This window comes from Gaiella occulta (assembly GCF_003351045.1).
Lineage (GTDB): Bacteria > Actinomycetota > Thermoleophilia > Gaiellales > Gaiellaceae > Gaiella > Gaiella occulta.
This window is the reverse complement of the sequence record NZ_QQZY01000001.1, coordinates 447,928-472,712: the sequence shown is the minus strand read 5'-3', so window position 1 is coordinate 472,712 and position 24,785 is coordinate 447,928. Positions and strand designations below refer to the sequence as shown.

25 protein-coding genes, 1 tRNA gene and 1 pseudogene are annotated in these 24,785 nt (G+C 69.8%); 13 read left to right on the top strand and 14 right to left on the bottom strand.

Features of this window, described 5'->3' with window-relative positions:
- The 6 genes from Gocc_RS02445 to Gocc_RS02420 form a co-directional block, all read right to left on the bottom strand.
- Window positions 1–1,497: a xylulokinase gene (locus Gocc_RS02445; protein WP_114794927.1), complete on the bottom strand. Its 1,497-nt coding sequence runs from the start codon at window positions 1,495–1,497 to the stop codon at window positions 1–3.
- Window positions 1,487–2,287 carry a tryptophan synthase subunit alpha gene (locus tag Gocc_RS02440; RefSeq protein ID WP_114794926.1) on the bottom strand — a complete coding sequence of 267 codons (801 nt, stop codon included), beginning with the start codon at window positions 2,285–2,287 and terminating at the stop codon, window positions 1,487–1,489. Before Gocc_RS02440 ends, Gocc_RS02445 begins: the two co-directional genes overlap by 11 nt.
- On the bottom strand, window positions 2,280–3,050 hold the full coding sequence (locus tag Gocc_RS02435) for an ABC transporter ATP-binding protein (protein WP_114794925.1): 771 nt from the start codon (window positions 3,048–3,050) through the stop codon (window positions 2,280–2,282). Before Gocc_RS02435 ends, Gocc_RS02440 begins: the two co-directional genes overlap by 8 nt.
- A complete protein-coding gene (locus tag Gocc_RS02430) occupies window positions 3,047–3,907 on the bottom strand; it encodes an ABC transporter permease (RefSeq protein ID WP_114794924.1) in 861 nt (286 codons plus the stop codon). Before Gocc_RS02430 ends, Gocc_RS02435 begins: the two co-directional genes overlap by 4 nt.
- 16 nt (window positions 3,908–3,923) lie before the next feature.
- Window positions 3,924–4,943: an ABC transporter substrate-binding protein gene (locus tag Gocc_RS02425; RefSeq protein ID WP_114794923.1), complete on the bottom strand. Its 1,020-nt coding sequence runs from the start codon at window positions 4,941–4,943 to the stop codon at window positions 3,924–3,926.
- A 63-nt stretch (window positions 4,944–5,006) separates the two neighbouring features.
- Window positions 5,007–5,780, bottom strand: coding sequence for a GntR family transcriptional regulator (locus tag Gocc_RS02420; RefSeq protein ID WP_114794922.1), 774 nt, complete (start codon window positions 5,778–5,780; stop codon window positions 5,007–5,009).
- 1,292 nt (window positions 5,781–7,072) lie between these two features.
- Between Gocc_RS02420 and Gocc_RS16510 the strand changes: the two genes are divergently transcribed.
- Window positions 7,073–7,366 (top strand): hypothetical protein, encoded by a 294-nt coding sequence (locus Gocc_RS16510; protein ID WP_114794921.1) that lies wholly within the window; start codon window positions 7,073–7,075, stop codon window positions 7,364–7,366.
- A 114-nt stretch (window positions 7,367–7,480) separates the two neighbouring features.
- Here Gocc_RS16510 and Gocc_RS02410 read toward each other — a convergent pair whose 3' ends face one another.
- Both Gocc_RS02410 and Gocc_RS02405 read right to left on the bottom strand, forming a co-directional pair.
- Window positions 7,481–8,173: an MIP/aquaporin family protein gene (locus Gocc_RS02410; protein ID WP_220150401.1), complete on the bottom strand. Its 693-nt coding sequence runs from the start codon at window positions 8,171–8,173 to the stop codon at window positions 7,481–7,483.
- On the bottom strand, window positions 8,166–8,573 hold the full coding sequence (locus Gocc_RS02405) for an arsenate reductase ArsC (protein ID WP_114794919.1): 408 nt from the start codon (window positions 8,571–8,573) through the stop codon (window positions 8,166–8,168). The genes Gocc_RS02410 and Gocc_RS02405 overlap by 8 nt, the downstream gene beginning before the upstream one ends.
- A 47-nt stretch (window positions 8,574–8,620) precedes the next feature.
- On the opposite strand from Gocc_RS02405, the gene Gocc_RS02400 reads away from it, so the two are divergent.
- The 6 genes from Gocc_RS02400 to Gocc_RS02375 all read left to right on the top strand — a co-directional run bounded on the left by Gocc_RS02400 (window position 8,621) and on the right by Gocc_RS02375 (window position 11,145).
- The gene (locus Gocc_RS02400; protein ID WP_114794918.1) at window positions 8,621–8,956 is read left to right on the top strand and encodes an ArsR/SmtB family transcription factor; all 336 of its coding nucleotides are present in this window, start codon (window positions 8,621–8,623) and stop codon (window positions 8,954–8,956) included.
- A gap of 128 nt (window positions 8,957–9,084) precedes the next feature.
- The gene (locus tag Gocc_RS02395) at window positions 9,085–9,525 is read left to right on the top strand and encodes a hypothetical protein (protein WP_147281159.1); all 441 of its coding nucleotides are present in this window, start codon (window positions 9,085–9,087) and stop codon (window positions 9,523–9,525) included.
- A 51-nt stretch (window positions 9,526–9,576) separates the two neighbouring features.
- The gene (locus tag Gocc_RS02390) at window positions 9,577–9,930 is read left to right on the top strand and encodes a hypothetical protein (protein WP_114794916.1); all 354 of its coding nucleotides are present in this window, start codon (window positions 9,577–9,579) and stop codon (window positions 9,928–9,930) included.
- Window positions 9,923–10,213 (top strand): helix-turn-helix domain-containing protein, encoded by a 291-nt coding sequence (locus Gocc_RS02385; RefSeq protein WP_114794915.1) that lies wholly within the window; start codon window positions 9,923–9,925, stop codon window positions 10,211–10,213. The genes Gocc_RS02390 and Gocc_RS02385 overlap by 8 nt, the downstream gene beginning before the upstream one ends.
- A 36-nt stretch (window positions 10,214–10,249) precedes the next feature.
- Window positions 10,250–10,528 carry a helix-turn-helix domain-containing protein gene (locus Gocc_RS17035; protein ID WP_114794914.1) on the top strand — a complete coding sequence of 93 codons (279 nt, stop codon included), beginning with the start codon at window positions 10,250–10,252 and terminating at the stop codon, window positions 10,526–10,528.
- A 29-nt stretch (window positions 10,529–10,557) separates the two neighbouring features.
- Complete coding sequence (locus Gocc_RS02375; RefSeq protein ID WP_114794913.1) at window positions 10,558–11,145, top strand: tyrosine-type recombinase/integrase; 588 nt, start codon at window positions 10,558–10,560, stop codon at window positions 11,143–11,145.
- Between the two features lie 533 nt (window positions 11,146–11,678).
- Here the strand turns inward: Gocc_RS02375 and Gocc_RS02365 are convergent.
- From Gocc_RS02365 to tmk, 3 genes are all read right to left on the bottom strand, one after another.
- Window positions 11,679–11,751 (bottom strand) — tRNA-Thr (locus Gocc_RS02365).
- A gap of 58 nt (window positions 11,752–11,809) precedes the next feature.
- A complete protein-coding gene (locus Gocc_RS02360) occupies window positions 11,810–12,874 on the bottom strand; it encodes a DNA polymerase III subunit (protein WP_181813296.1) in 1,065 nt (354 codons plus the stop codon).
- Window positions 12,849–13,445 (bottom strand): dTMP kinase, encoded by a 597-nt coding sequence (tmk, locus tag Gocc_RS02355; RefSeq protein WP_114794911.1) that lies wholly within the window; start codon window positions 13,443–13,445, stop codon window positions 12,849–12,851. Before tmk ends, Gocc_RS02360 begins: the two co-directional genes overlap by 26 nt.
- A gap of 20 nt (window positions 13,446–13,465) precedes the next feature.
- Here tmk and Gocc_RS02350 point away from each other — a divergent pair, with 20 nt between their 5' ends.
- Together Gocc_RS02350 and Gocc_RS02345 are read left to right on the top strand one after the other, a co-directional pair.
- A complete protein-coding gene (locus Gocc_RS02350; protein ID WP_114794910.1) occupies window positions 13,466–14,371 on the top strand; it encodes an NAD-dependent epimerase/dehydratase family protein in 906 nt (301 codons plus the stop codon).
- A gap of 15 nt (window positions 14,372–14,386) precedes the next feature.
- Window positions 14,387–14,779 carry a LytR C-terminal domain-containing protein gene (locus Gocc_RS02345; protein ID WP_114794909.1) on the top strand — a complete coding sequence of 131 codons (393 nt, stop codon included), beginning with the start codon at window positions 14,387–14,389 and terminating at the stop codon, window positions 14,777–14,779.
- A 12-nt stretch (window positions 14,780–14,791) separates the two neighbouring features.
- On the opposite strand, the gene Gocc_RS02340 is transcribed toward Gocc_RS02345, so the two are convergent.
- Window positions 14,792–16,783 (bottom strand): O-antigen ligase family protein, encoded by a 1,992-nt coding sequence (locus Gocc_RS02340; protein WP_114794908.1) that lies wholly within the window; start codon window positions 16,781–16,783, stop codon window positions 14,792–14,794.
- 159 nt (window positions 16,784–16,942) lie between these two features.
- Here Gocc_RS02340 and Gocc_RS02335 point away from each other — a divergent pair, with 159 nt between their 5' ends.
- The 3 genes and pseudogenes from Gocc_RS02335 to Gocc_RS17025 all read left to right on the top strand — a co-directional run bounded on the left by Gocc_RS02335 (window position 16,943) and on the right by Gocc_RS17025 (window position 21,801).
- The gene (locus Gocc_RS02335) at window positions 16,943–17,530 is read left to right on the top strand and encodes a hypothetical protein (protein WP_114794907.1); all 588 of its coding nucleotides are present in this window, start codon (window positions 16,943–16,945) and stop codon (window positions 17,528–17,530) included.
- A gap of 221 nt (window positions 17,531–17,751) precedes the next feature.
- Window positions 17,752–19,743, top strand: a pseudogene (locus tag Gocc_RS17030) (vitamin B12-dependent ribonucleotide reductase); the annotation flags it as partial.
- Between the two features lie 12 nt (window positions 19,744–19,755).
- Complete coding sequence (locus tag Gocc_RS17025) at window positions 19,756–21,801, top strand: TSCPD domain-containing protein (RefSeq protein WP_422717973.1); 2,046 nt, start codon at window positions 19,756–19,758, stop codon at window positions 21,799–21,801.
- A gap of 197 nt (window positions 21,802–21,998) precedes the next feature.
- Here the strand turns inward: Gocc_RS17025 and Gocc_RS02325 are convergent, their stop codons facing one another.
- Entirely contained in the window at window positions 21,999–23,306 is a 1,308-nt protein-coding gene (locus Gocc_RS02325; RefSeq protein WP_114794905.1) for an ATP-binding protein, read from the bottom strand.
- 527 nt (window positions 23,307–23,833) lie between these two features.
- Entirely contained in the window at window positions 23,834–24,271 is a 438-nt protein-coding gene (locus tag Gocc_RS02320; protein ID WP_220150400.1) for a MarR family winged helix-turn-helix transcriptional regulator, read from the bottom strand.
- Between the two features lie 66 nt (window positions 24,272–24,337).
- Here Gocc_RS02320 and Gocc_RS02315 point away from each other — a divergent pair, with 66 nt between their 5' ends.
- Window positions 24,338–24,778, top strand: a complete 441-nt coding sequence (locus tag Gocc_RS02315; protein ID WP_181813295.1) for an SgcJ/EcaC family oxidoreductase — start codon at window positions 24,338–24,340, stop codon at window positions 24,776–24,778.
- Window positions 24,779–24,785 lie beyond the last annotated feature (7 nt).

Genomic DNA, 24,785 nt, shown 5'->3' with positions numbered 1-24,785 from the left:
TCAACTCGACAGCACGATGGGCGTCTCTCGACGAAGTCCCGCGAGCGCGGCATGCGCAGGCCGCAGGGCGGCGTAGAGCTCCCGGTAGACGGCGTAGAGCTCGTCGTAGTGGTCGCGGTCGGCACCGGGCTCGAACACCCGCTCGACCCGGACAGCGCGCGTCGCGGCCTCGGCCAGCCCGTCGACGAGTCCGGCCCCGGCGGCCGCGAGCAGCGCGGCGCCGAGACAGCCGCTGTGACGCACGCGCACGCGGGCGATCGGTCGGGAGAGGACGTCTGCTTTGATCTGGCACCACAGGTCGCTCTGCGAGCCGCCTCCGCTCGCCCGCAGCTCGGCGGGCTCGACGCCTGCCGCCTTCTCCAGCTCCCCGAACAGGTGCCTGGCCGAATAGGCGACACCCTCCAACACGGCGCGGGAGAGGTGCGCGAGCGAGTGGTCGCTTCCCAGCCCAACGAAGCCGCCGCGCACCTCGCTGTCCCAGAGCGGCGCACGCTCGCCGAGGAGATGCGGGAGAAAGATCGACTCGTCCGATCCGGCGCCGATCGTCGCGGCCGCTGCGAGCACGTCCTCGATCGGCCTGCCGACGACCCGCGCGAACCAGGCGAGGGCCGCACCTCCCGCCTGGGTCGGCCCCGCGTGCAGGTGGTGTCCGTCGACGGCGAAAAAGCTGACGACGCCCGGCGTCGGATGCCGCTCGCGCGAGAGGACGCCAAGGATCTCGGACGTGCCGGCGACCTCCATCGACTGGCCGTGCTCGACGACGCCGGAGCCGTAGAGGTTCCCCCACGCGTCCATCGTCCCGGCGACGACTGTCGCACCTGTAACGAGCGGCAGGTCGCGGCACTCGACCGTCCCGATCGGGGCGTCGAAGCGCTCGAGGATGGGCAATCTCTCCCCGAGTCCCTCGACGAGGGCGAGGAGATCGGGATCGTACGCGCCCGCGTCGTCGACGAGATCGAACGATCCGACCGAGTCGCTCCTCGGGGTATCGAGCCGGCAGAGGTGCATCGTGACGAAGTCCTTCGGGGAGAGCACGGAGCGCGTGCGCTCCCAGATGTCCGGCTCCTCTCGGCGCAGCCATTCGGCGCGGGGGACGGCAAAGGAAGGCGCCAAGACGAACCGCCCCGCCGTCGCAGGAGCGGTCGCGGCGAGACGGTCGTTGAGCTCGTCCGCGATCTCCGCGCATCGCTGGTCCTGCCAGAGGATCGCCGGCCGCAGCGGCTCCCCGCGCTGGTCGACGAAGACATGGGTGTTCACCTGGCTGCAAATCCCGAGCGCGGCGGCCCGCTTTCCATCCGCGCTCTCCGCGAGCGCCGCCAGAACGTCCTCGAGCGCGGTCAGCCACGCCGCCGGGTCGTGCTCGGCCCGATCCGGGTGTGGCCGGAGGATGGGATAGCCCGCCTCGGCTACCCCGAGGAGGTTGCCCTCGAGGTCGAAGAGCCCTCCCTTCAGCGCCGTCGTGCCGAGATCGACTCCGACGACGAGCTCACCGCCCATCGATCGCCTCCCTGAGTGAGCACAGGAGCTCGCGCAGCGCCGTTCGCCCCCTCAACATCATCTCAACAGTCAGCGAGCCGACGACCACGCCGTCCGCACCCATCTCCACCGCCGCACGAGCCTGCTCCGGCGTCCCGATCCCGACGCCGAGCGCGACGGGCGTGCGCAAGCCGATCCGGCGGAGCATCTCGATCACGACGCTGTTGTCCGGCAGGACGAGCGGGTGGATCCCCGTCGGCCCCGGATTGGCCTGGAGCATGACGTAGCCGCTGCTTGACTCGACCGCCAGGTGCACGTCCTTGAGCCGCGGGTCGTGCTCGAGGAAGTGGATGAAGTGGACGCCCCGCTCCTCGAGCTGGCGTCCGAGCCCCCGGTACGTCCGGGCGGCGTGCGGGGTGAGGAATCCGTCGACGCCGCTCGCCGCCACCGCGTCCACGAGGCCCGTCGGATCATCGGGCGGGTACGTCATCCAGATCATCCCGATCCGGGGAAGCTCGACCCGGTGCGCCGAGATGAGCTCGCTCGCCCTTCGGAGGTTGACCCCGGCGTTGCGGGCCCTGCGGAACGAATCCCTGATCGTGGGTCCGTCGAGATAGGGATCTCCGCCGGGCACGCCAATCTCGAGGACGTCGACTCCGCACTCGGCGTAGAGCTCGGGGAGATCCTCGCCCCCTTCGGGGTCCCCGATCGGCAGGTAGCAGATGAGGGCAGGCCGGCCCGGTCGGAAGGCGGCGGCAAGGCGGCCGGGTGCAAGTGCCACGGGCTCGAGCGCCGGCGTGGGATCAGCCAACGAGAGCCTCGGAGACCTCGGGCCGCAGGAGGTGTCTCAGCTCAGAGCGGATGCGGCCGTACTCGGGGTTGTGGAGCAAGGCGTCCATCGAGCGCTCCGGCCCGAACGGCACGCGCAGCTCGTGCTTGATCCTTCCCGGGCGCGACGACATGACAAGGACGCGATCCGCGAGGAGGAGCGCCTCGTCGATGTCGTGGGTCACGAGGAGCGCCGTCGTCCCGCTCCCGCGGACGATTCCGAGCAGTTCCTCCTGCATGTAGGAGCGCGTCAGGGCGTCGAGGGCGCCGAACGGCTCGTCGAGCAGGAGCACGCTCGGCTCGACTGCGAGCCCGCGCGCGAGCGCCACGCGCTGCTGCATCCCGCCCGAGAGCTGGTGCGGGTACTTGCGCTCGTGACCCTCGAGGTTGACGCGGGCGATCGCCTCCGCGGCGGCCCGGCGGCGTTCGGACGCGGAGAGGCGCGTCTGCTCGAGGCTGAACTCGACGTTGCGGAGGACGTTCCGCCAGGGGATCAGGCGCGGCCGCTGGAAGATGTAGGAGATCCGGGCCTTCCCGTCATTCAGCCTCAGCTGCCCCTCGGTCGGCTCGACAAGGCCGGCGAGCATGTTCAGCACGGTCGATTTCCCGCAGCCGGACGGGCCGATCAGCGCGACGAGTTCGCCCTTGGCGACGGCGAGGGAGACAGAGTCGAGGACGGGGTCCGTGTCGCCCGCGAACCGCTTGAGGACGCCGTCGATCTCGAGCAGCGGCCGGTCGCCGGTCATCCGCGCCTCCGCATGTGCCGCGTCAGGAATGCCTCGACCGGGCGGAAGACGCCGTATTCGAATCCGATCGTCAGGGCCACGATGGAGAGCCCCCAGGCGTAGACGGAGGCCGTGTCGAGCAGCTTGATCGCGGCGTTGATCTGGAAGCCGACGCCCGGTGTCCCCATCAGGTACTCGCCGAACAGCGTCACCTGCCAGGCGACGCCGAGCGTGATCCGCCCGCCGGCGAGGAAGAACGGCACGACGGAGGGCAGGATGATCGTGCGCATGATCGTCAGCTCGCTCGCGCCGTAAGTGCGGGCCATCTCGACCAGATCCCCGTCGATTGACTTCGTGCCCTGGATCACGTTGAGGGTGAAGTAGGCGAGGCAGCTCGCGACCGTGACGGAGACCACGCCGGTCGCGCTCGTGCCGACGAAGATCAGGGCGAGCGCAATCAGGACAACCGTCGGCACGGTCTGGAGGAAGATGAGGAGCGCGCGGCTCAGATCCTCGACGACCCAGAAGCGGCCGATCAGGATTCCGAGCGGGAGCCCGATCACGATCGTGATCCCGTAGGCGAGGAACATGTGGCCGAGGGTCGACCCGACCTGCTCCGTCCAGACGCCGCGACTCCACATGCTCGTGAAGGAGTCCCACACCGGCCCGGGGCCCGGAAGGATGTAGGCCTCGAAGCGGTGGGAGCCGAGCAGCCACGCGATGTACAGGCCCGCGAGCGCGAGCAGGAAGAGCAGGCCGCGGAGGAGCACCCGAGGCGTGACCCGCGGGCTCCGGCGGCCCTGCTCGCCGCCGGAGCCCGCGCGCGCGACGCCCGCGGCGGCATCCGTGTCCACACGCGGGTCGTCGATCGTGGTCATCGCCGGGTCGCTCCTCCTACTTCGTGACGACGAAGAGCGCCGCGGGGTTCGCCGGCGCCTTCTTGATGAAGCCGGACCGCTCGAGGAGCGGGAAGAGCTTCGCCCACGTCCTCACATCACGCTGCGAGATCTTGCGCAGATTGGCCGGCATCTTCTTCAGGTAGAGCACGTCGCCGACGACCTCGAGCTGCGCCGCCGGAATCCCGCTGACCTTGGAGGCGACCTGGTTCACCTCCTTCGAGTTGCGCTGGTACCGGTTCCAGGCGTCGCTCGTCGCCGCGATCAGGTCCTTGACAAACCGGGACGTGGGCGCCTGCTTGATGAACGTCGTCCGCGCGATGTAACCACCGTTGACGACGGCGGGATCCCCGAACGCCTTCAGGAACGCATCGTGGACGCTGTAGATCGCCTTGAACTTCTTGGTCTGGAGGAGCGGGTACGTCGTCGGCGCCTCGATGAAGGCGGCGTCCGCACGGCCGAGCGTCAGCTCCTGCGCCGCCGCGTCGGTCTGCTTGAGCTTGAAGTACGTGCGGATGTTCTTCCCGGTGGCGGCGAGGATCGCCGCCTCCTCGGAGCCGAACCGGGTCGCAAGCGGCGAGATAGCCACCTTCTTGCCCTTGAGGTCGGCGAGGGTCCGGTAGGGCGAGTTCACCTTGACGAGGATCTGCGGCCCGATCACCCAGCGGGCCAGCGGGAAGAACTCCGCTACCTGGATGTGGTAGCGCTCGGTCACGCGCGGGATGAACGAAGGCGGCGTCGTGATGACGTTGCACTGGCCGGCGCCGAAGGCCGGGAGCTGCGTCGTCGCGTCGAGCACCTTGAAGTTGACCCTGTAGGGCTTCCCGGCGAAGTACGTGTCCTTCTTCGCCATGACGTAGTCGAAGATCGGATGGAACGGGATGTCGATACAGACCGTGTACGTCCGCTCGGCGGTGCGACCCGCCTTCGCTCCGGAGACCATCGCGGCGGTGAACGACACGGCGATCGCGACGGCGAGCGCCGCGATTACCACTACGCGCTTGCTGCTCAGCTTCATCGAGAACCTCGGATCTGTAGGACGCCAGGGACGTGAACGAACGCAGAGACCGCTGGAGCTAGCTCATGCCACCTCCTCGCTCAGTCGCACCTGGTAGCCGACGGTGACGTCAGAGACGTGGCGCTCGGTCGCGAGCGAGACGCGGTCGCCGGGCAGGTAGGCGCGGTCGAAGAGGATCGGCTCGTCGTCCACCGAGAGTGTAAGCCTCTCGCTCAGGAGCGCTGCCGTGCCTGACTCCTCGTGGAGCAGGTCCGCCTCGTGCGGGGAGAGGTCGATTGCGCGAATCCACTCCTGTGCCCGGGTGATCTCGAGCCCGAGCTGCTCGTGGAGATGATCGTAGAGCGAGACGTCGCTCAGATCGGCGCCGTCGAGCGCGTCCGCGAGCCACGGCTGCAACTGCGAGTACTGGTAGACGATCGGCTCGGGCCCGACGAAGCGGAGGCGCTCGATCGCGTAGACACGCTCTCCGCCGGCGAGGCGGAGGAGATCGGCGACGCGCGGGTGAGGACGGACGAGCTTCCGGCTGAGCACACGAGTCCTCAGCTCGAGCCCCTGTGCGGTCACCTCCTGGGCGAGGCTGCGCAAGTTGCCCATCGCGTAGCGGATCCGCGTCGGCGCGACGAACGTGCCAAGCCCGTGGCGCACGAGGACGAGCTCCTCCTGCTCGAGGAGCTGGAGCGCCTGGCGGACGGTCATCACCGTGACCCCGAACTGCTCGCTGAGCTTCCGCTGGGTCGGAAGCCGCTCGCCTGCGGCGAATTCTCCGCTCGCGATCTTCTCCTTCACCTCGCGGTAGATGAGGAGGTAATGCGGTGTGCGGCGCTCGAACGTATCCATGGTCACCGGTCGAGTTAGAGTGTTCTAGAAGACTAGTTGACACCTTCTATTCCCTCTGCCCCTTCCTGTCAAGCGAATCTGCCGCCGACGGAGCGCACGACCAACTGGTCGCGCCGAGTTACGGCGGCTGCACTCCGGCGCCGCTCAGCGCGCCATGCGCCACCTCGTCGTCATCAGGACAGAACACACCCGATGGACGGCCACTCTACAAGCGTGCTGACGGGCAGCTCGTGTACGCGGACGGCCGCCGTCCACGCCTGCGCCCACTACGCCGTCCACGCCTGCGTCGCAGCCCGCCGCGGTCCGCCGTGGCCGTGAGCAACGACTGTTCTCCTTGAGCTAGTAAAACCTCAGTACCCGGTCGGCCAGGACGTGTTGCCCGGCACGAGATCGAGGGCTCCGCCGTCACGGCAGTCGGGGCTCACATAGATGCTGCCAGCCGGTCTCCTCAGGTAGATGTCGTTCCAGACATCGGTCGCAATCTCCTTGGCGAATTGATCATCGATGCCCATGCCCCCTGACGCAGAAAACCCGGCATCGGACGGAGCCGACTCAACCATGCGGTGGATCAGGGTTGAGACGCCGGAGGACGGTGGAGGACAGGCTGATGCACGCGGAGAGTACGCGGGGACTGACGACGATGAAGCCGACTTAGACAACGAAGACGACGACCCGCGTTCGCAACGCGGGCCGTCGGGTGTTCCTCGGCGTGGGCCTGGTGGTGCAGGCGTTGAGCCGGGCTGATCCTATCCCGCCGACCGCGGCGGTCGAGCGTATTCGTTGTCGGCGGGGCTGGCAGGGGCTGTCGTGCAAGAAGCGGACGTGCTCTATATGCGGGGTCGTCTGGGCGCGCGATTGGCGGCGAGTTCTATTCGAGGCGTTGAAGGCTCCCGGTGTCCCAGTGGTGCTATCGGCCATTACGCCTCCCGGCGCTACCGAGCTTCCGTGGGACGAGGCGAAGTGCGCGCACCTGGGGCCACACAAGCACGGTGCTCGGGTCGGGTGCAGGGTGGATGGCGATGCGCTGGCGCAGTGGTCGCGTGATGTCTCGAAGCGGTGGAAGCGCCTGCACAACGCCGCGCGGAACGCGTGCAAGCGGGAGCGTGGTCGCTGTCTCCCGTTGGCTACTCGCGCCTGGGAGCCGCAGGCGCGCGGCCCTGGTCACGTTCACCCGGTGTTTCATCTGTACTCGCCGGACGATGTAGCGGTCGCTCGGTGCTTATCTCGGGCATCTTGCGCGGCTCGCGCCCCGTCACGGCTTCGGGTTCGTCGGGGAGAAGGAGGGCAAGAGCATGCAGATCATGCCGGGGGATCGGGCGGCGGCGTACCTCTCGAACTACTTCGTTCGCGGCAAGGGGACGAAGGCAACGCTTCAGGAGAACGTACGGAATCCTCACCTGCCGCATGCCTTGATCTGGGTCTCCCCCTCACTGACGAGACCAACGGGGATCACGATGCGGAACCTTCGCCGGTGTAGGCAGCTGTGGGCGGTGCGGATGGGGCTGATCGGTCCGCCGACCTGGTCCGGCTCAGAGCTTGCGCAGATCGTGCTGCTCGCGGGGCCGTGGCCAGCGCGCGGGCCGTGACTGCGGGGTGCCGGACGCGGCCTGCCGCGTCGGCCCCCGCAGTCGTGGGCGTGGGCTAGCAGCAGTCGTCGCCGCCGCACTCGTCGCAACAATCGAGCTGCATGTGGCCTCCTTTCAGGTGTCTTCCGGGCCGGGTACGGGTTCGGCTCGGCTGCGGATGACTTGGTAGGTGAGCGCTCCGAGGAGCGCGCCGGTGGTCGGCCCCACGACGTAGATCCAGAAGTCGTGCCACTGGTCGGCGACGAGAGCGGGGCCGAATGAGCGGGCGGGATTCATCGAGGCACCGGTGACGGGGCCTCCGAAGAGCGCGTCGAGTCCTACCGTGGCTCCGACGGCGATCGCGGCGGCGGCTCCGACGGCGCGGGTGTCGGTGGCGACTGCGACGATCACGAACATGAGAACGGCCGTGAGGAGGAGCTCGTAGGTGAGCCCTGCGCCCGCATCGACGGTCGGGACGGTCGCGCCGAGGTCGGCCGGGGTTCCGTTCCAGACCGAGCGAAGCACGACCGCACCGGCGACGGCTCCGGCCAGCTGAGCGGGAATGTAGGCCGCGGCGTCCCGGAGTGGGAAGTGGCGGGTCGCGGTGAAGGCGATCGTCACGGCCGGGTTGATGTGGGCGCCGGAGAGGTGGCCGGTGGCGTAGATCATCGCCAGGATGACGAGACCGAAGACGGCGGCGATTCCGACGGTGCCGAGCGCCTGGTCGCGCTCGCTGTTGGCGACGACTGCGCCGCAGCCCGCGAAGACGAGCACAAACGTGGCGACGGCCTCGGTGAGCGCGCGGCGTGCAAGTCCCGGCCTAGCCAAGGAGATCTGCCACAAGCTGTCGGACGCGGGCGTCGATTTCGTCGCGGATGGCCCGGACGGAAGCGAGGCTCTGACCGGCGGGATCATCAAGGACCCAGTCCTCATACCGCTTGCCAGGGAAGATCGGACAGGCGTCGCCGCAACCCATCGTGATCACGACGTCGGAGGCGCGTACGGCCTGGTCGGTGAGCGCCTTCGGCCGCTCCTCGCTCAGATCAACACCAACCTCAGCCATCGCCTCGACGACTGCGGGGTTGATCTCACTCGCGGGAGCGCTGCCCGCCGAGCGCACGTGGACGCGACCGCCGGATCGAAGCCTGACGAGACCGGCGGCCATTTGGCTGCGGCCCGCGTTGTGGATACAGACGAATAGAACCTCGGGAGCAGTATCGACGCTCATCGATATAGAGTCTGCACACCGACATAGATGTCTGTCAATATGGATGGGTGAAGACGATCGCCACGATCGAGGTCGCCGCCTCTTGTACGCCCATCCTGCAAGAGGTGATCGACGCGGGCGAGGCCGAGCGTCTCGCCGCTGCGCTCAAGGTCATTGCCGACCCGACCCGCCTCCGGCTACTCAGCCTCATCCAGGCGCAACCGGGCGGCGAGGCGTGTCAATGCAACCTGACCGAACCGCTCGGACTGAGCCAGCCGACGGTCAGCCACCACCTGAGAGTTCTTCGTGAGGCAGGGCTGATCGAGCGCGAGCAGCGGGGCAACTGGGCTTACTACCGGATCGCACAGGACAGGCTCGCGATGCTGTGCGGCGTTCTCTGCTGAGAAGACTTGACTACGTATAGCACCGTGGCAACGCGGCCTTGCTGCGGGCGACACGGGGAATTACAATGCGCCCGATGGGTCTATTCGGAAGGCTGCTGGGCCGTCCCTCGTCCCGCAGGGCGGCAGCAATGACGGTGCACGCGGGCGGCTTGGTCGAGGTGGTCGGCGAGAGCCACCGGCAGGACGTTCTCAAGCGCTTGGCTGGTCGTACGGTCGGCAGCGCTACCTTCCTCGACGACCTGAGCGGGCGCGCACGGAAGATTGCGGAAGAGAAGCGAGACGGGCGATGGTTCCGCGCCGCGCTCATTCATGAGAAGGCGAACGAGTACGACCTCAACGCAATCTCCGTGTGGGCCGATGGAGTCGGACTCGTTGGCTACCTCAGTCGCGATGACGCGGCGGAGTACCAACCGATGTTTGCGGCCCTGCGTCGGCATGGCTGTGAGACGGCGTCGTGCCCTGCCTTTCTGATTGGAGGCGAGCCGGGAAAACCGTCGTACGGGGTCATGCTCTGCCTATCGAGTCCTGAGCGCATCGTCAGCGATCTCACCGACACGCCGCTCGGCTAGATCACGTAGACCACGCCGGTAACAGCCTGGACACCGGTTAGCGTCGGTGGCATGCGATTCCGGGTGTCGTTCGAAAGGAACCTCGGATTGGGGCTGCGTGCGCGGTGTCCGCGTCGCGGTGGGATGGCGCTGGCGTGGGGAGAGATCCTGTCGGCTGAACGTCGCGTTGGGAGGAGCGGGTTCTTCTTCCACCTCATGACAGGCGAGCGCGTGAAGGTCTGCGTTCCGCGAGCGCAGCTGCGACCGTTCGAGCGCCAGCTGCGGGATGCCGGCGTGCGGATCGTTGATGAGTACGGGGCGGTCATCGACGAGTCGCAGTACGCGAAGGAGGCTGACGGGGACTTCGTGAGGCGGAGCGTGGCGGAGTATCGGATGGGTGTGCGACAATGGTCTGACGATGGCTGAGGCTGCACGGGAGTCGGGCGACGAGAAGCTCGCGAGGCTCTTCGCGGAGTTCGAGGGTCATGTGATCTCGCCGGGCGGTGCGGCGCATCTCCTCGGGCTGTCACGGAAGACCATCTACACGCTCTGTAAGAGAGGCGAGCTGCGGGCGTTTCGGAGCGATGAGAACGCCGACAAGTACACGCCGCGGTGGGTCTACATCCCGATCGTCGATATCCGCGACTACGCCGTGAAAGTTGGTAGGCCGATCGCTGATATCGAGAAGTGGCTCGGGTCGAGCGGTTAGCTTGACAACGTAGGACGATCGTCCTACTCTTCCGACATGACGACATCGGCTCAAGGTGCGGCTCTGCTCTCGCCGGCTGACGTGGCTCGGCGAGCGCAGGTTTCTGCGAAGACCGTTTACCGCGCCATTCGATCCGGTGATCTCGTGGCCTCACGAATCGGCGCTCACTACCGCATCACTGAAGAGGACTTCTGGCTCTGGATCAGCGGGGCGCGCGTGAAGCCGACCCGTCAACGGTCGAATCCGCGCCCAATCGCGGCGCCGGCAGGTCGCGGCTCCCTCGCCGCCCTACGCGCGATTGAGGAAGCGGCGTGAAACGCCGGGAGGACACGGGCAAGTAGGAAGTGCGCTGGCGCGAGAACGGCCGCAACCGCTCGAAGTCGTTCACGAGCAAAGCGGACGCGCAACGATTCGAGGGCGACGTGCGCCGGTCGCGGGAGCTCGGGCGGCCGCTCGACATTGACCGCGGCAAAGAGCTTCTGTCCGAGTTCGTAGAGACGTGGTGGCGGCGACACGTCGTCCCGAACCTCGCCAAGAACACCCGCGACAGCTACGGGCCGACGTGGGAGAAGCACATCCGACGGCGGCTCGGTGGCTACCGGCTGCGCGACATCACTCCCGGCATTGTCGACCAGTTCAAGGCCGATCTGATCACGGCGGGCGCCGGCCCTTCGGTCGTGCACAAGGCGCTCGTCATCCTGTCCGGCATGTTCACGTGCGCGGTCAAGTGGGATCACGTGGAGCGAAATCCCGTCGACGCGATCAAGGTGCCTACCCCGAAGCGCGCTCGGTACGTGCGGCCGCTCCCGCCCGCGACCGTGGAAGCGCTCCGCGGACAGCTGCTCGTCCAGGGACGGCTTCTCGACGCAACGCTCGTCTCCGTCCTCGCATATGCGGGGCTGCGGCCGGAGGAGGCCCGAGCGCTGCAATAGGGGGACATCGGCAAGCGGACAGTCCGCGTCGAACGGGCCGCGGCCGGCTCAGGCATCAAGAGCACCAAGACCGGAAAGCTCCGGACTGTCCGGCTCCTCCCTCCCCTCGCCTCCGACCTACGGCAGTGGCGACAGGCGTCAGGCGACGCTGGCGAGCGCGCGCTCGTCTTCCCGACGCCGCGCGGAACGTTGTGGAGCGACTACGACTGGCGCAACTGGCGAACGCGCGTCTACGAGCCCGTAGCCGAGCTGGTCGGCGTGACCGGGCCGCCCTACGATCTGCGGCACTCCTTCGCGTCCCTGCTGATCTACGAAAGCGGGACGGTGGTCGAGGTGGCCGCGCAGATGGGCAATGCGCCGGAGGTTACGCTCAAGACCTACGCGCACGTGTTCGAGGAGTTCGATCCGAACGTGCGCGTCAGTGCCCTCGAAGCGATCGAGGCGGCGCGCGCCGAGTTCGATGTACGCGAGATGTACGCGGAACTGGGGGAGGAGGTTACTGCGGAACCCCCGGATCCCGCATCAATCCTGGAAGCCGACGCGCGGATTCGAACCGCGGACCCCTTCATTACGAGTGAAGTGCTCTACCAGCTGAGCTACGTCGGCGCGCCGCGCATTGTAGGGACTTCGGCGGCGGCGTCGCAGGCTCCCCGCGACCCGATGCTCAGGCGAAGACGCGGCGCAGCCGCACGAACAGCGCCTCGAGCGCGAGCGGCGCGCTGACGTTGAACTCCTCCACCGTCCGCCACAGCCCCCGGACGGCCTCGGCGGCGAGCTCGGCGCCGCGGGCGGCGCGGCCGGACGCGTCGGCGCGCAGGTCGTCGAGGCGGTCGGCGTTGGCCGCCGCCGCTTCGGCCCCCGCCGCGACGACGACGAGGTCGCGGTACCAGGCGGCGAGCTCGTCGAGCTGCGCGAGCAGCTCCTCCCGCTCGGCGCCGCGCTGGGCGCGCTTGACGCGCTGCTCCGCCTCGCGCGCGCTGAGGTCGAGCCCGTCGATCGCGGCCTCCTCGCACGCCTTCGCGGCCGCGCCGGCGCTTCCCATCGCGGCAAGCATCGTCGCCGCCGCTTCCCCGGCGTCGAAGCTCTCGGCGGCGTAGGCGGCCCGTGCGCACGCGATCAGCGCCGCCCGGCGCTCCGCCGCCGCCGGATCCAGCAGCCGGCGCGCCCGGTCGAGCCGGCCCGCCGCGACGCGCGCGAGCGCCGTCGCCTCCGCCTCCCCCAGGCCCGCCGCGTGCTCGGCGAGCCAGGCGCGCACCGCAGACTCCGACAGGCGGCGGAACGGGACGAGCTGGCAGCGCGAGCGAATCGTCTCGGGAATCGGCCCGAGCTCGTCGGCGACGAGCACGATCGTCGCGTACGCCGGCGGCTCCTCCAGGTCCTTCAACAGCGCGTCGGCCGCCTCGCCGTTGAGCAGGTGCGCGTCGAGCAGCAGGTAGACGCGCCGGTCGGCCTCGAACGGCCGCATGTGCAGGTCGTGGTGCAGCGCGCGGATCTCGTCGATGCGGATCATCTCCCCCAGCGGCTCCACCACCCTCAGGTCGGGATGGGTGCGCTGCTCGACACGGCGCGCGTCGCCGAGCAGGGCGCCGGCGAACGCGGTGGCGGCGGTCGCCTTTCCGACCCCGGACGGGCCGTGGAAGAGGTAGGCGTGCGCGGCGCCGGCATCGAGGGCCGAGACGAGCAGGCGCTTGGCCTCCGGCTGCTCAGGAACCGCCGCGAAGCGCTCCACGGATCTCCTCGGCCACCTCGTCGGGAGCGCGCGTGCCGTCGACCACGACGTAGCGCTCGGGGAAGCGCGCCGCAAGCGTGCCGTAGGCCTCCGCGACGCGCGCCCTGAACTCGTCGCCCTCGCGCTCGATGCGGTCGAGCTCGCCGCCCATGCGCGCAGCCGCGTCGCCGACGCCGACCTGCAGCAGGAAGGTGCGGTCGGGCAGGAGCCCGTCGACCGCGGCGAGGTTGAGCTCGAGCACGCGCTCGAGGCCGAGCCCGCGCGCGATGCCCTGGTAGGCGACCGACGAGTCGACGTAGCGGTCGCACACGACGACGGCGCCGCGCTCGAGCGCAGGCCGGATCACCTCGTCCACGTGCTGCGCCCGCGACGCCGCGTACAGCGCCGCCTCCGCCCACGGCGCCACGTGGCCGCCGTGCAGGAGCAGCGCGCGGATCTCCTCCCCGAGAGCCGTGCCGCCCGGCTCGCGCGTGACCACGACCTCGTGGCCCTCGGCCTCGAGCCGCCGACCGAGCAGCCGCGCCTGCGTCGTCTTGCCCGACCCGTCGAGACCTTCGAGGCTGATGAACATGTCCCGCCTAGGATACGAGCATGCGCGTCGTCGTCAGCGGAGGGGCCGGGTTCATCGGCTCGCACGTCGTCGAGGCGCTCGTCGCGCGCGGCGACGAGGTGCACGTCGTCGACGACCTCTCCAACGGCAGGCGCGAGAACGTCCCCGCGCAGGCGACGCTGCACGTGCACGACGTGCGCGAGCCCCTCGACGCGATCGCCGCCGAGACCGCCCCGCAGGCGCTGATCCACCTGGCCGCGCAGGCGGACGTGCGCGTCTCGGTGGCAGAGCCCGCACGCGATGCCGCCGTCAACGTGCTCGGCACGGTGAACGTGCTCGAAGCGGCGCGCTCGACCGGCGCCCGCGTCGTGTTCGCCTCCACGGGAGGCGCCATCTACGGCGAGTGCGAGCGCCCGGCCCGCGAGGACGACCCGCGGCTGCCGCTGTCCCCGTACGGCACCGCCAAGCTCGCGGGGGAGGAGTACCTGGCCATGTACGGCCGGCTCTACGGGGCCCGTCACGTGTCGCTCCGCCTCGGGAACGTCTACGGCCCGCGGCAGGACCCCCACGGCGAGGCGGGCGTCGTCGCCATCTTCCTGGGGCGGCTGCGCGACGGCGAGGTCTGCCGGATCTTCGGCGACGGGCGCCAGACGCGCGACTACGTCTACGTCGGCGACGTCGTCGGCGCGGTGCTGGCGGCGCTCACAGCGGACGGCGGCGTCTTCAACGTCGGCACCGGGGTCGAGACCTCCGTCACCGATCTGTACGAGGCGTGCCGGCGCGTGGCGGGATCCGACCTCGCCCCGGTACACGAGACGGCGCGCCCCGGCGAGCTCGGCCGCAGCGTGCTCGACCCGTCGCTCGCGCAGCGCGTGCTCGGGTTCACGGCCGCGACGGCCGTCGCGGACGGGATCGCGCGCACGTGGGAGCACATCCGCGCGTCGTAGCCGGCGGGAAGGAGCATGGCCGCGGCGGGCGAAACCCTCATCGCCGTGGACGTGTCCCTCCATCACGACGACGCCCTCGTCCGACCCTGGCGCACCGCCGCCCTCGCCGCGGCCGCGGCGCACCTCCCGCGAAGCCGGGTGTCGGTGCTCGTCCTCAACGGCAACGGCCGCCAGGGTGCGGCCGCCGCAGCGGCCGCACGCGCCTCCCGGCGCGGCTACCGCATCGGCGGCGTCGCCAATGCGCCGCGCGGCGGCTTCACGCGCAGCCTCGTCATGTACCGGCGCGGCTTCGAGGGCGAGGGGCGGCGCCTTGCGCGCGACCTCGGCATCCGCATCGTCGGTCCGCTCGACGGAGTGCGCCCGGCGCAGCTGAACGGCGCGCACGTCGTGGTCGTCGTCGGCGCCTGACGGACAGCAGGGTCAGCCGCGCCCGCAGGCCGGATGCTTCGGATCGTCGACCGCGGCGCGGGCGACGTCCAGGGGCCCTCCGGCCGCCCACAGGGTGCTCTTCGGGTCGAGCGTGTAGCCGGCGTTGAGCGCCTGGTAGGCGCCGCACTGGTCGCCGCGCGCGAGCTGCCGGTAGAGACCGAGCCGATACCAGGTCGCCGGGTTCTCCGGCTGGAGCCGCGCGGCCTGCTCGTAGAAGCGCTCGGCGGCGGCATCGTCGCCGGCGGCGTCGGCGACGTCGGCACGCGCCCACAGCGGCTCGGGCGACAGCGGGTTCAGTCCTTGGGCGCGGCGCGCAGCCGCCGCGGCCGCGGCAAGCCGCCCGGCTTCGGCGTCACGGTAGGCCGTGTCGACGTTGCGTGCGGCGAGGGCGGGCGCGACGAGCGCGTAGACGGCGGCGAGGCCCGCCGCGAGCACGCCGGCGCCCGCGAGCATGTTCGCCCGCAGGCGCCGGGCGGGAAGGCCGGCGCCGAGCAGCGCCGCGGCGACGAGCGCCGTCGGAGCGCTGACCGCGACGAAGTCGAGGTCGTAGTCGACGAGAGCGTGCACGCCGTAGGCGGCCGGGAGCGCGACGAGCGCGGCGGCGGCCGCTCGCTCGCCGCCGTGCAGCCGCGCGAGCGTCGAGCGCAGGCCCACCGCGAGCGCCGCGGCGAGCAGGACGAGCAGCGCGAGACCGGGCACGCCGGTATCGGAGAGCATCTGCAGCGGCACGCTGTGGGGCTCGCTGACGTTGCGCGCGTCGTCGCGGTAGCGCCTGCGCGCAAGCTCGAAGGTGTAGGCGCCCGTGCCTCTCGCGGGGTGCGCCCGGAACACCTGCCATGCCTCTCCCCACCAGGTGAGGCGATCGTTCGTGCTCAGGTCGCCGAAGCGGCTCGGGTCGTTGGGCACCTCGCCCTGGGCGCCGATCTGGTCGACGGCCCACGTGAAGGGGTTGCCGACCGCGGCGACGAGGCCGATCGCGCCGGCGGCGGCGATCACGGCGGCCCCGCCGGCGAGCGCGCGCACGACCGCGGCGCGGCGCGCTGCGACCAGCCGCTCCACCGGAGCGCGGAGGCCGAGGGCGAGCACGATGACCGCGCCCGCGAGCACGAGCGCTGCCAGCAGCGCGCCGTCGGACACGCGCTGCGCGCGCGCGGCTCCGTCCTCGACGAGCGCGGGCCGCGTGAACGCCCAGGCGCCGACGGCGAGGCCGGGAGCGGCCGCCAGCAGCGCGAGGAGCGCGCCCTCGACACGCTCCGCGGAGAGCGCGAGCCAGAGCCCGGTGACGGCGACGGCGCCGACGAGACCGGCCCGCGACTGGGTGAGGAGGAGGGCGATCGCGGCGAGGTACACGAGCAGCATCCCGGCAGGGCGGCCGAGGCGGCCACGGACGGCCGCGGCGAGCCAGAGGCCGAGCGCGATCGCCGCTCCGGCGAGCAGCGCGAGCGCGTTCCAGTATGCGACCGGGCCGTGGAGGCGCGCAACCCGCCCGGCGTCGTCGGGGCCGAGCGCCGGCACGGCCTTGCCGAGCAGCGACCAGACGAGAGCCGCGCCGATCACTGCGGCGAGCACCGCCGCCACACCGCGGATGCTTCGCGCGCCGAGGCCCGAGAGCACCAGCCCGAGCACCGCGAAGGCCCCGTAGACGAGACCCTTGTCGAGCGCCTCCCAGGAGCGGTCGCCCGCGATCGACCATGCGATCGAGGCACCGCTCCAGGCGACGAGGGCGCAGGCGGCGGCGACGGCGGCAGTCCCGGCGGGCGGCAGGCGCGGCGCCGGCAGCACGCCTTGAGCAACCGCCGCGAGCGCCGCCGCCGCGGCGAGCACGGCGGCGCTGCCGAGCCACGGCAGCGCATCGCTCCCCGAGCCGCCGCCGGCGAGCACCGCCCAGGCGAGCAATGCCGCGGCGACGGCGAGCACGAGACGCCCGGCCCACCCGCTGCGGCCGCTCCCGCGCTCGACGGCGCCTTCCGGGGCCGCGTCCATGGCGGGCCACGCTACCACGGTCGTGTCCGCCCTTCCGGGCGCCGCCGCCCGCGCGCGAGGCCGCTTGCGACCCGCCTCCGGGGCGGGGACGTCTTACAAATCGTTTACCCTGCACTCACTGTTGACTCAAGCGCAGCCTCGATACTCGCCTCGGCCGACGTGTCCGTCCGCCTCGCCCCTGCTGTGATCCGCCGCCTCCACACCAGCGCCTCCGCCCGCATGCTCGCCGCTGCGGTGGCGCTCGTCGTGCTCGCCGCGGTGGCGGCCGGAAGCGCGGAGGCGAAGAAGAAGCCCAGCTGCGCCGAGCAGGTCGTGGCCGACTGGTACAACGACGGACGGGTGAACACGATCTACCCGCTCCACTGCTACCGCGAGGCGATCGACAGCCTGGCGACCGATCTCATCGACTACTCGAACGCGCCGGAGGAGATCGGCCGCGCATGGGCGTTCGCCAAGCAGGGGAAGCCCGATCCCGGTGGCAAGGGGCCCGTGGTCAGGCCGGGCACCGGCAAGACGTCGACCGGCAAGACGCCGACCGGCAGGACCGCGACGGACTCGACGCCGACCGACACGACCGCCGCCCCCGGCACGATCCCGGACACGAGCGGCCCGTCCGCGGTGCCGATCCCGCTCATCGTGCTCGGCGGCCTCGCCGTGCTGCTGCTCGCCGCCGGCTCGGCCGGCTACCTGACCCGCCGGCGCAACGGCGGCGACGGGGACGACGGCGCGCCGCCGGCCGCCCTCTGACGCTCCGCCGCGGTACACTGCGGGGACGGGCTGGAGGCGCGACTTTTCCTGCAAATTGCGGAAAACAAGCGCGGATCGGGTGTCGTCCGACCGACCTCCTAGCATCCCCGATCCCTCCCAGGCGCGCCCGCCGCGCCGGAGGGGGAGGATTCTGATCTCACGGACGGCTCGGGAGGAACAGCATGGCCACCGCCAAGGGAGCGACCAAGGTGCCTGACACCCTGGAGGAGTACGTCAACACGGTCGTCGACGAGGAGGCGCGTGTCGCACCGCAGCGGTTCTTCACGATCCCCGGCCGCGACCCGTTCGACGAGGTCGAGTGGGAGTTGCGCCACGCGCTGATCCCCGGCAAGGACGGCCCGGCGTTCGAGCAGAAGGACGTGGAATTCCCGCGCTTCTGGTCGCAGACGGCCACGAACATCGTCGCGCAGAAGTACTTCCGCGGCCGCATGAGCTCGCCGGAGCGGGAGCGCTCGGTGAAGCAGATGATCGGCCGCATCGTCGACACGATCGGCAGGTGGGGGCGGAGCGGCGGCTACTTCGCCGGCGACGAGGAGGCGGAAACGTTCGAGGCGGAGCTGAAGGCGATCCTCGTCAACCAGATCGCGTCGTTCAACTCGCCGGTGTGGTTCAACGTCGGCTTCGAGGAGAAGCCGCAGTGCTCCGCCTGCTTCATCCTCTCGATCGAGGACTCGATGGAGTCGATTCTCGACTGGATCCGCCGCGAGGGCATCATCTTCCGCGGCGGTTCCGGGTCGGGCGTCAACCTGTCGCGGCTGCGCTCGTCGAAGGAGCAGCTGTCGAAGGGCGGCTACGCCTCCGGCCCGGTCTCGTTCATGCGTGGCGCGGACGCGTCGGCGGGCACGATCAAGTCGGGCGGCAAGACGCGCCGCGCCGCCAAGATGGTGGTGCTCGACATCGACCATCCGGACGTCGACGAGTTCATCTGGTGCAAGGCGAAGGAGGAGCGCAAGGCGCGCGTGCTCGAGCAGGCGGGCTACGACATGTCGCTCGACTCGCCCGACTGGGCCTCGATCCAGTACCAGAACGCGAACAACTCGGTGCGCGTGACGGACGCGTTCATGCAGGCGGTCGTCGAGGGCAGGGAGTGGAACCTCACCGCCCGCACCGACGGCTCCGTCGTCGAGACCGTCGACGCACGCGCGCTGCTGCGCGACATCGCCGAGGCGGCGTGGCAGTGCGCCGACCCGGGCGTGCAGTACGACACGACGATCAACGCCTGGCACACGAGCCCGAACTCGGGCCGCATCAACGCCTCGAACCCGTGCAGCGAGTACATGCACATCGACGACTCGGCCTGCAACCTCTCGTCGCTGAACCTGATGAAGTTCCGCAAGGAGGACGGCGAGTTCGACGTGCCGATGTTCGAGCACGCGGTCGACGTGATGTTCCTCGCGCAGGAGATCATCGTCGGCTACTCGTCGTACCCGACGCCGGAGATCGGTCGCAACGCGGTCAGGTTCCGCCAGCTCGGCCTCGGCTACGCGAACCTGGGCGCGCTGCTGATGGCCCGCGGCCTCCCGTACGACTCGGACGAGGGCCGTGCCTACGCGGCGGCGATCACGGCGCTGATGACCGGCCGCGCCTACCGCAAGTCGGCCGAGGTGGCCAGGCGGATGGGCGCGCACGCCGGCTACGCGGAGAACGCCGCCGCGATGCTCGGCGTGATCTCGAAGCACCGCGCCGCGGTCGGGAACATCCAGCACACCGACTCGGTGCCGGCCGAGTTGATCACGGCGGCCCGCAAGGCCTGGGACGACGCGCTCGACATCGGCGAGGTGGCCGGCTTCCGCAACGCGCAGGCGACGGTGCTGGCGCCGACCGGGACGATCAGCTTCATGATGGACTGCGACACGACCGGTGTGGAGCCGGACTTCTCGCTCGTGAAGTCGAAGAAGCTCGTCGGCGGCGGCGAGATCACGATCGTCAACAAGACGGTGCCGATGGCGCTCACCGAGCTCGGCTACGCGCCGGGCGAGGTCGAGGAGATCGTCGCGTTCATCGACGAGCGCAACACGATCGTCGGCGCGCCGTACGTGAAGAGCGAGCACTACCCGGTGTTCGACTGCGCGATCGGCGATCGCGCGATCCACTACATGGGTCACGTGAAGATGATGGGGGCGGTGCAGCCGTTCATCTCCGGCGCGATCTCGAAGTGCGTCGTCGGCGAGACCCTCGTCACCAGCGAGGACGGCCTCGTCCGCATCGGCAGCCTTCACGCGGGAGAGCGGGAGGACAGCTTCCGCGAGATGCGGCTGCGGCTCGCGTCGCTCGACGGAACCAGGGAGACCGACGCCTTCTACTACGGAGGCACGCGTGGCACGGTCGAGATCTCGCTGCGCTCAGGCCACCGTGTCGTCGGCACGCCGAACCACCGCGTGCTCATCGCTCTACCCGAAGGTGGGCTCGACTGGAAGCGCCTCGACGAGCTGGAGCCGGGCGACCAGGTCGCCACACAGTACGGCGACGACCTCTGGTCGCAGACTCCCGCGCGCTTCAAGAGCTTCGCCCCGTCCAAGCCGTACGGCAGCCAGAAGAGGATCGACATCCCGACCGAGATGTCCGAGGAGCTTGCGTTCTTCCTCGGCGCGTACGTGGCCGAAGGGCACATCAGTCGAAGCGTCCACACGGTGCGTATCGCCAACACGGACGAGGGCGTGATCGACCGGCTCGTGGCGTCCGCGCGCGAGCTGTTCGAGATCGATGCACGCGTTGCTCGCCATGCGGGCAGGTGCCCGTCGGTCGAGCTCAGCTCGAAGACGCTCGTCGAGTTTTTCGACTACCTCGGGTGCGGCGACAGGTCGCGGGCGAAGCGCATTCCGGATGCCGTGCTGCGGTCGCCGCGGCCGATGGTGCTCGCGTTCCTGGAAGGGCTCAGCCTCGACTCGTACATCACCTCGAGCCTGCCGAAATGGGCGATCTGCGTCGCGTCGAACGGGCTGCTCGATGACCTCCAGGCGGTGCTGACCAATCTCGGGATCGTTCACAGCCGGATCACGAAGCACAACGCGGAGTACGACCGATCGTTCGACGAGGTGTACGTCACCGGAAGGTACGCGCAGCGGTTCGTGTCGATGCTGAGCTTCCCCGAGCCACACAAGGCTGCCCGTGCGAGGGAGCTCGTCGCCTCGTCGCCCGCGCAGAGCACCGCGGATGTCGTCCCCGGCCTCGACGGCCGTCGCCTCTACGGGCTCATTCCGGCGGGGCGCTCCGGTCGGTACGGCAAGGGAACCGGCACGTCGAAGGAGTTCAACCACCTGCGCGACCCACGGACAGGGTGGGTGAGCCGGGAGTCCCTGGAACGCGTGGCGACGCTTCCGGGCGTCGAGCTCGACGACTGGGTGGAGACGGTGCTCGAGCGCAACCTCCACTTCAGCCCCGTCGCGGATGTCCGCGACGGAGGGGAGCGCGAGGTGTTCGACGTCTCGGTGCCGGAGACGCACGCGTTCGTCGCGAACGGCATCGTCAACCACAACACGGTCAACCTGCCGGAGCAGACGACGGTGGACGAGGTGTCGCAGCTCCTGATCGAGGCGTGGCAGCTCGGCGTCAAGGCGATCGCGATCTACCGCGACAACTGCAAGGTCGCGCAGCCGCTGTCCGGCTCGAAGGACAGGTCGGAGGCGGGCGTCGCCGCACAGATCGCCGCGCTCGGCGGCGTCGTCGCCGCACCGAGGCGCCGGCGCCTGCCGGACGACCGCACCGAGGTGGGGCGCAAGTTCCGCGTCGGCGAGTACGAGGGCTACATCCACGTCGGCCTGTTCGACGACGGCACGCCGGGCGACATCTTCGTGGACATCGCGAAGGAGGGCACGACGCTCGCCGGCCTCATGAACTCGTTCATGATCTCCGTCTCGCTCGGCCTCCAGTACGGGGTGCCGCTCGAGGTGTACGTCTCGAAGTTCAGCCACATGCGCTTCGAGCCGTCGGGGATGACGAACGACCCGGATGTCCGCGTCGCGAAGTCGCTCGTCGACTACATCTTCCGCTGGATGGGGAAGAAGTTCCTCACCGCCGAGCAGCAGGAGGAAGCCGGGATCCTGACGCCCGAGGTGAAGGCCCGCCTCGCCGCGGCCTACGCGGCCGGCGAGGCGGCGGCCCCGTCCCACGAGGCTCCGCCCGCCGGCCAGACGGCGCTGTTCAACAGCTGGGAGGATGCCGTGGAGTGCTCCCGCTGCGGCGGGCGCATGGTGCGGACCGGGTCGTGCTACACGTGCCGCGACTGCGGCACGAACACGGGTTGCTCGTAGCTGTTCCGCGGCGTGGTCGTGACGCAAAACGCGACATGACACACGAGTAGTGGGTTACGACACGAAATGCAGTGAGGAGGCCCCGAAAGGGGCCTCCTCACTCAGGGCCACCGCATGAACCAGGAGGCCTACGTTCCGCAGAAGCTCTTCTTCCTCGGCGCCGGGTTCTCGAGGCCGGCGGGACTGCCCCTCCAGTTCTAAGCGCCGAGCAGCGCGGCCGGCACGACCGCGATTCCGTCGGGGCGACGGTAGGCGTAGGAACCTGTTGTGATCACCACCATGTCGAGGACGTCGTCTCCGAGTCGGCGCTTCAGCCACTTCAGGTGGCGTAGATCCTTGTCGTCGACAGTTGCGGTGAGCTTCACCTCGATCGCGATGATGCGCCCGTCGTCCCGCTCGACGACGAGATCGACCTCGTGCTCGCCGCTTGCCGTCCGCAGGTGCCCGACACGGGCTTCGGCTGCTTGGCCGTACACGCGAACGTCGTTCGTCACGAGCGATTCGAAGAGGGCGCCGAGGAGCGTTCCGTCGCGGGGAACCGCGGGCTCGACCGGCGCTTTCTCGGTCTGCAACAGCGCACCCGTCCCTACGCCGAGAAGTCGAGCTGCGAGGGCAGGATCGACGAGCTGGTGCTTGGGTGGGGATGAGAGCCGTCGGAGGTGGTTCCGTGTCGGCGCCCATGCCGGGACCGGGTCGACAACCCACAGTCGCTCGAGCACATCTCGGTACGGCCCCACTGTCATCTTCGAAGGTTTCTCTCCCTGCCCGCCCGTGGCGGCATCGCGGATCGTCTCGTATGACGCTGTTGTCGACGACGCAGCCGCATACGCGGCAAGCCACCGGCGCAGCGCTGTCGGGCTGCGCACCGTGATCCCGAGCTGCGGGAACTCGCGCTCGACGATGCGGTCGATGTACCCGTCGAGCTGCGCGCGCAGCGCGCGTCCGGCAAGGCCGCGTAAACCGGGGAACCCTGACGCGAGGATCTCGTCCACGTAGTCGGCGAGCTTGACCGACGTTTCCCCGACGATCGCCGGTTGGACGCCCCGGAGAAGGTCGGCGAGGCTGACGCTTGGTGTCTCGACCCCTCGTTCTGCGAGCGTCAGCGGGCGCATCTGGATCGACACGATTCGAGCCGCACCGGAGTGGATGTTCGCGTCGGACGCGGCTGCCGCTGACCCGGTCAGCAGGAACGAGCCCGCCGGCGTCCGCGGTTTGTCGACCTCCCGCCGAACGATGTCCCACGCTGCCGGCAGCCGCTGCCACTCGTCGATCAGAATGGGCCGTTCGCCTTCGAGGAGGCGCGTCCGATCCGCCTCGATCAAGCTGCGCTGGTCGTCGTCGTCGAGACGGTAGACCGTCCGGGCGCGTTGGAGCGCAGTCGCCGTCTTACCAACCGCCTTCGCGCCTTCGATTGAGACCGCGGCGAGACTACCGAAGAGCGCGTCGAGCTCGTCGTCGACGACACGGCGTGTGTATGCGCGGGTGTCTGGCTCGGGAGAGTCCACATCGCAACTGTACCATTATGACGGACGATAGTGGACTGTTTTGACGCGATGTTCGATACCGAAATGACGGCTCGGACGAGCCCTCATGACGGCCCGGCGCGACATGCTGTGGCTCGGTCATCCCAACGGGAATCCGCACTTCAGATCGCGCTAGCGGCAGACGCGGAGCGAACGGCCCCGGCCCTCGACCACTCCGTAGCGACGTAGGCGCTCGAGATACCGATGCAGCGCGCCCTTCGAGGTGGGCGACCACCGGAGCCGGCCGAGTGGAGACACGACGCCGGTCGTGGTGGCTCCGCCCGGCGCATGGGCGAACACGACCATCGCGACCCGGGGGTCGAGCTCCGCTAGCCGGTACGACGCGAGAGCGGCTGCCGCCCGGCGGAGCGTTGGATCACCCACCATGGCGATCAGCGGGGAGCGCGCGCCGCCCGGCGGCGGCGATCCTACCGCCCCACGGGAACCATTGTCGAGAGGCGCGACGTCCGACGAGACGCAGCTATCCGCCAGCGCGGGAAGCAGCGCCGTCAGATGCGCGGCTGCCGCTCGTCCCGCCCCGCGAGCAGCCGCAGCGACGATCGGAGCGACGCATACGCCTCGCGGCCGAGCGCGCGGCGGTAGCGCCGCTCCAGCGAGCGGTTGACCTCGTGCACGATCGCGCTCACCTCGAGCGCCCGCGCAGTCGGCACGACGAGCTTCGCGCGCCGGTCGCTCGGGTCGGGGCGGCGCTCGACGTAGCCGAGCGCCTGCAGCTCGTCGATCAGCTCGCCCATGGCGGCCTTGCCGATGCCGGCCCGCTCGGCGAGCGTCGTCGCCCGCGTCCCCTCCCGTTCGACGTTCGCGAAGACGGCGCCGTGCTTCGGACGGATCGCGGGATGCCCGCGCTCGCGCAGCGCCTCCGTCAGCTCGCGTGCCGACCCCTGGTACGCGTAGAGGAGCAGCGACTGCGTGTAGGCCCCGGCCATGCTTGACATCATAGTTCGGCGCCCATATCGTATGGTTTCCATACCAGATACAGGAGAGGGGGATCTTTGGCAGAGGAACGAGCCGTTCAGGCGCTTCTCGAGTCGCTGGTCGAGGCGTGGAACAGCCACGACGCCACAGCCTTCGCGGCCTGCTTCGCGGACGATGCCGACTTCACGAACGTGTTCGGGATGGAGGCGAAGGGACGCGATGCGATCGAGCGCTTCCACGCGCCGGTCTTCCGGACGATGTTCAAGGACAGCTGTCTGAGCGCGACCGCAACGCGGGTGCGCTTCCTGCGGCCCGACGTCGCCGCCGTCGACATGCGCTGGGAGATGACGGGCGCACGCGATCCCCGCGGCCACGAGTGGCCGCTGCGCCGCGGGCTCATCAACCTCGTCCTCACGCGCGAGCGCGGCGGCTGGTCGATCGCCGTCATGCACAACATGGATCTCCCGCCCGAAGAGCTCGCCGAGGGCCAGGCGGCGCTGCAGCGACAGGAGGCGTAGCGACCGC

Excerpts from the sequence above, each read along its gene's own strand:
- Gocc_RS02420 (WP_114794922.1), bottom strand. The coding sequence starts at position 5,780 with ATGGATACGTTCGAGCGCCGCACACCGCATTACCTCCTCATCTACCGC.
- Gocc_RS02320 (WP_220150400.1), bottom strand. The coding sequence starts at position 24,271 with ATGGCCGGGGCCTACACGCAGTCGCTGCTCCTCTACGCGTACCAGGGG.
- Gocc_RS02390 (WP_114794916.1), top strand. The coding sequence starts at position 9,577 with ATGCGATTCCGGGTGTCGTTCGAAAGGAACCTCGGATTGGGGCTGCGT.
- Gocc_RS17035 (WP_114794914.1), top strand. The coding sequence starts at position 10,250 with ATGACGACATCGGCTCAAGGTGCGGCTCTGCTCTCGCCGGCTGACGTG.
- Gocc_RS02445 (WP_114794927.1), bottom strand. The coding sequence starts at position 1,497 with ATGGGCGGTGAGCTCGTCGTCGGAGTCGATCTCGGCACGACGGCGCTG.
- tmk (WP_114794911.1), bottom strand. The coding sequence starts at position 13,445 with ATGTTCATCAGCCTCGAAGGTCTCGACGGGTCGGGCAAGACGACGCAG.
- Gocc_RS02425 (WP_114794923.1), bottom strand. The coding sequence starts at position 4,943 with ATGAAGCTGAGCAGCAAGCGCGTAGTGGTAATCGCGGCGCTCGCCGTC.
- Gocc_RS02350 (WP_114794910.1), top strand. The coding sequence starts at position 13,466 with ATGCGCGTCGTCGTCAGCGGAGGGGCCGGGTTCATCGGCTCGCACGTC.
- Gocc_RS02340 (WP_114794908.1), bottom strand. The coding sequence starts at position 16,783 with ATGGACGCGGCCCCGGAAGGCGCCGTCGAGCGCGGGAGCGGCCGCAGC.
- Gocc_RS02430 (WP_114794924.1), bottom strand. The coding sequence starts at position 3,907 with ATGACCACGATCGACGACCCGCGTGTGGACACGGATGCCGCCGCGGGC.
- Gocc_RS02385 (WP_114794915.1), top strand. The coding sequence starts at position 9,923 with ATGGCTGAGGCTGCACGGGAGTCGGGCGACGAGAAGCTCGCGAGGCTC.
- Gocc_RS02405 (WP_114794919.1), bottom strand. The coding sequence starts at position 8,573 with ATGAGCGTCGATACTGCTCCCGAGGTTCTATTCGTCTGTATCCACAAC.
- Gocc_RS02345 (WP_114794909.1), top strand. The coding sequence starts at position 14,387 with ATGGCCGCGGCGGGCGAAACCCTCATCGCCGTGGACGTGTCCCTCCAT.
- Gocc_RS02395 (WP_147281159.1), top strand. The coding sequence starts at position 9,085 with ATGACGGTGCACGCGGGCGGCTTGGTCGAGGTGGTCGGCGAGAGCCAC.
- Gocc_RS16510 (WP_114794921.1), top strand. The coding sequence starts at position 7,073 with ATGCAGATCATGCCGGGGGATCGGGCGGCGGCGTACCTCTCGAACTAC.
- Gocc_RS02435 (WP_114794925.1), bottom strand. The coding sequence starts at position 3,050 with ATGACCGGCGACCGGCCGCTGCTCGAGATCGACGGCGTCCTCAAGCGG.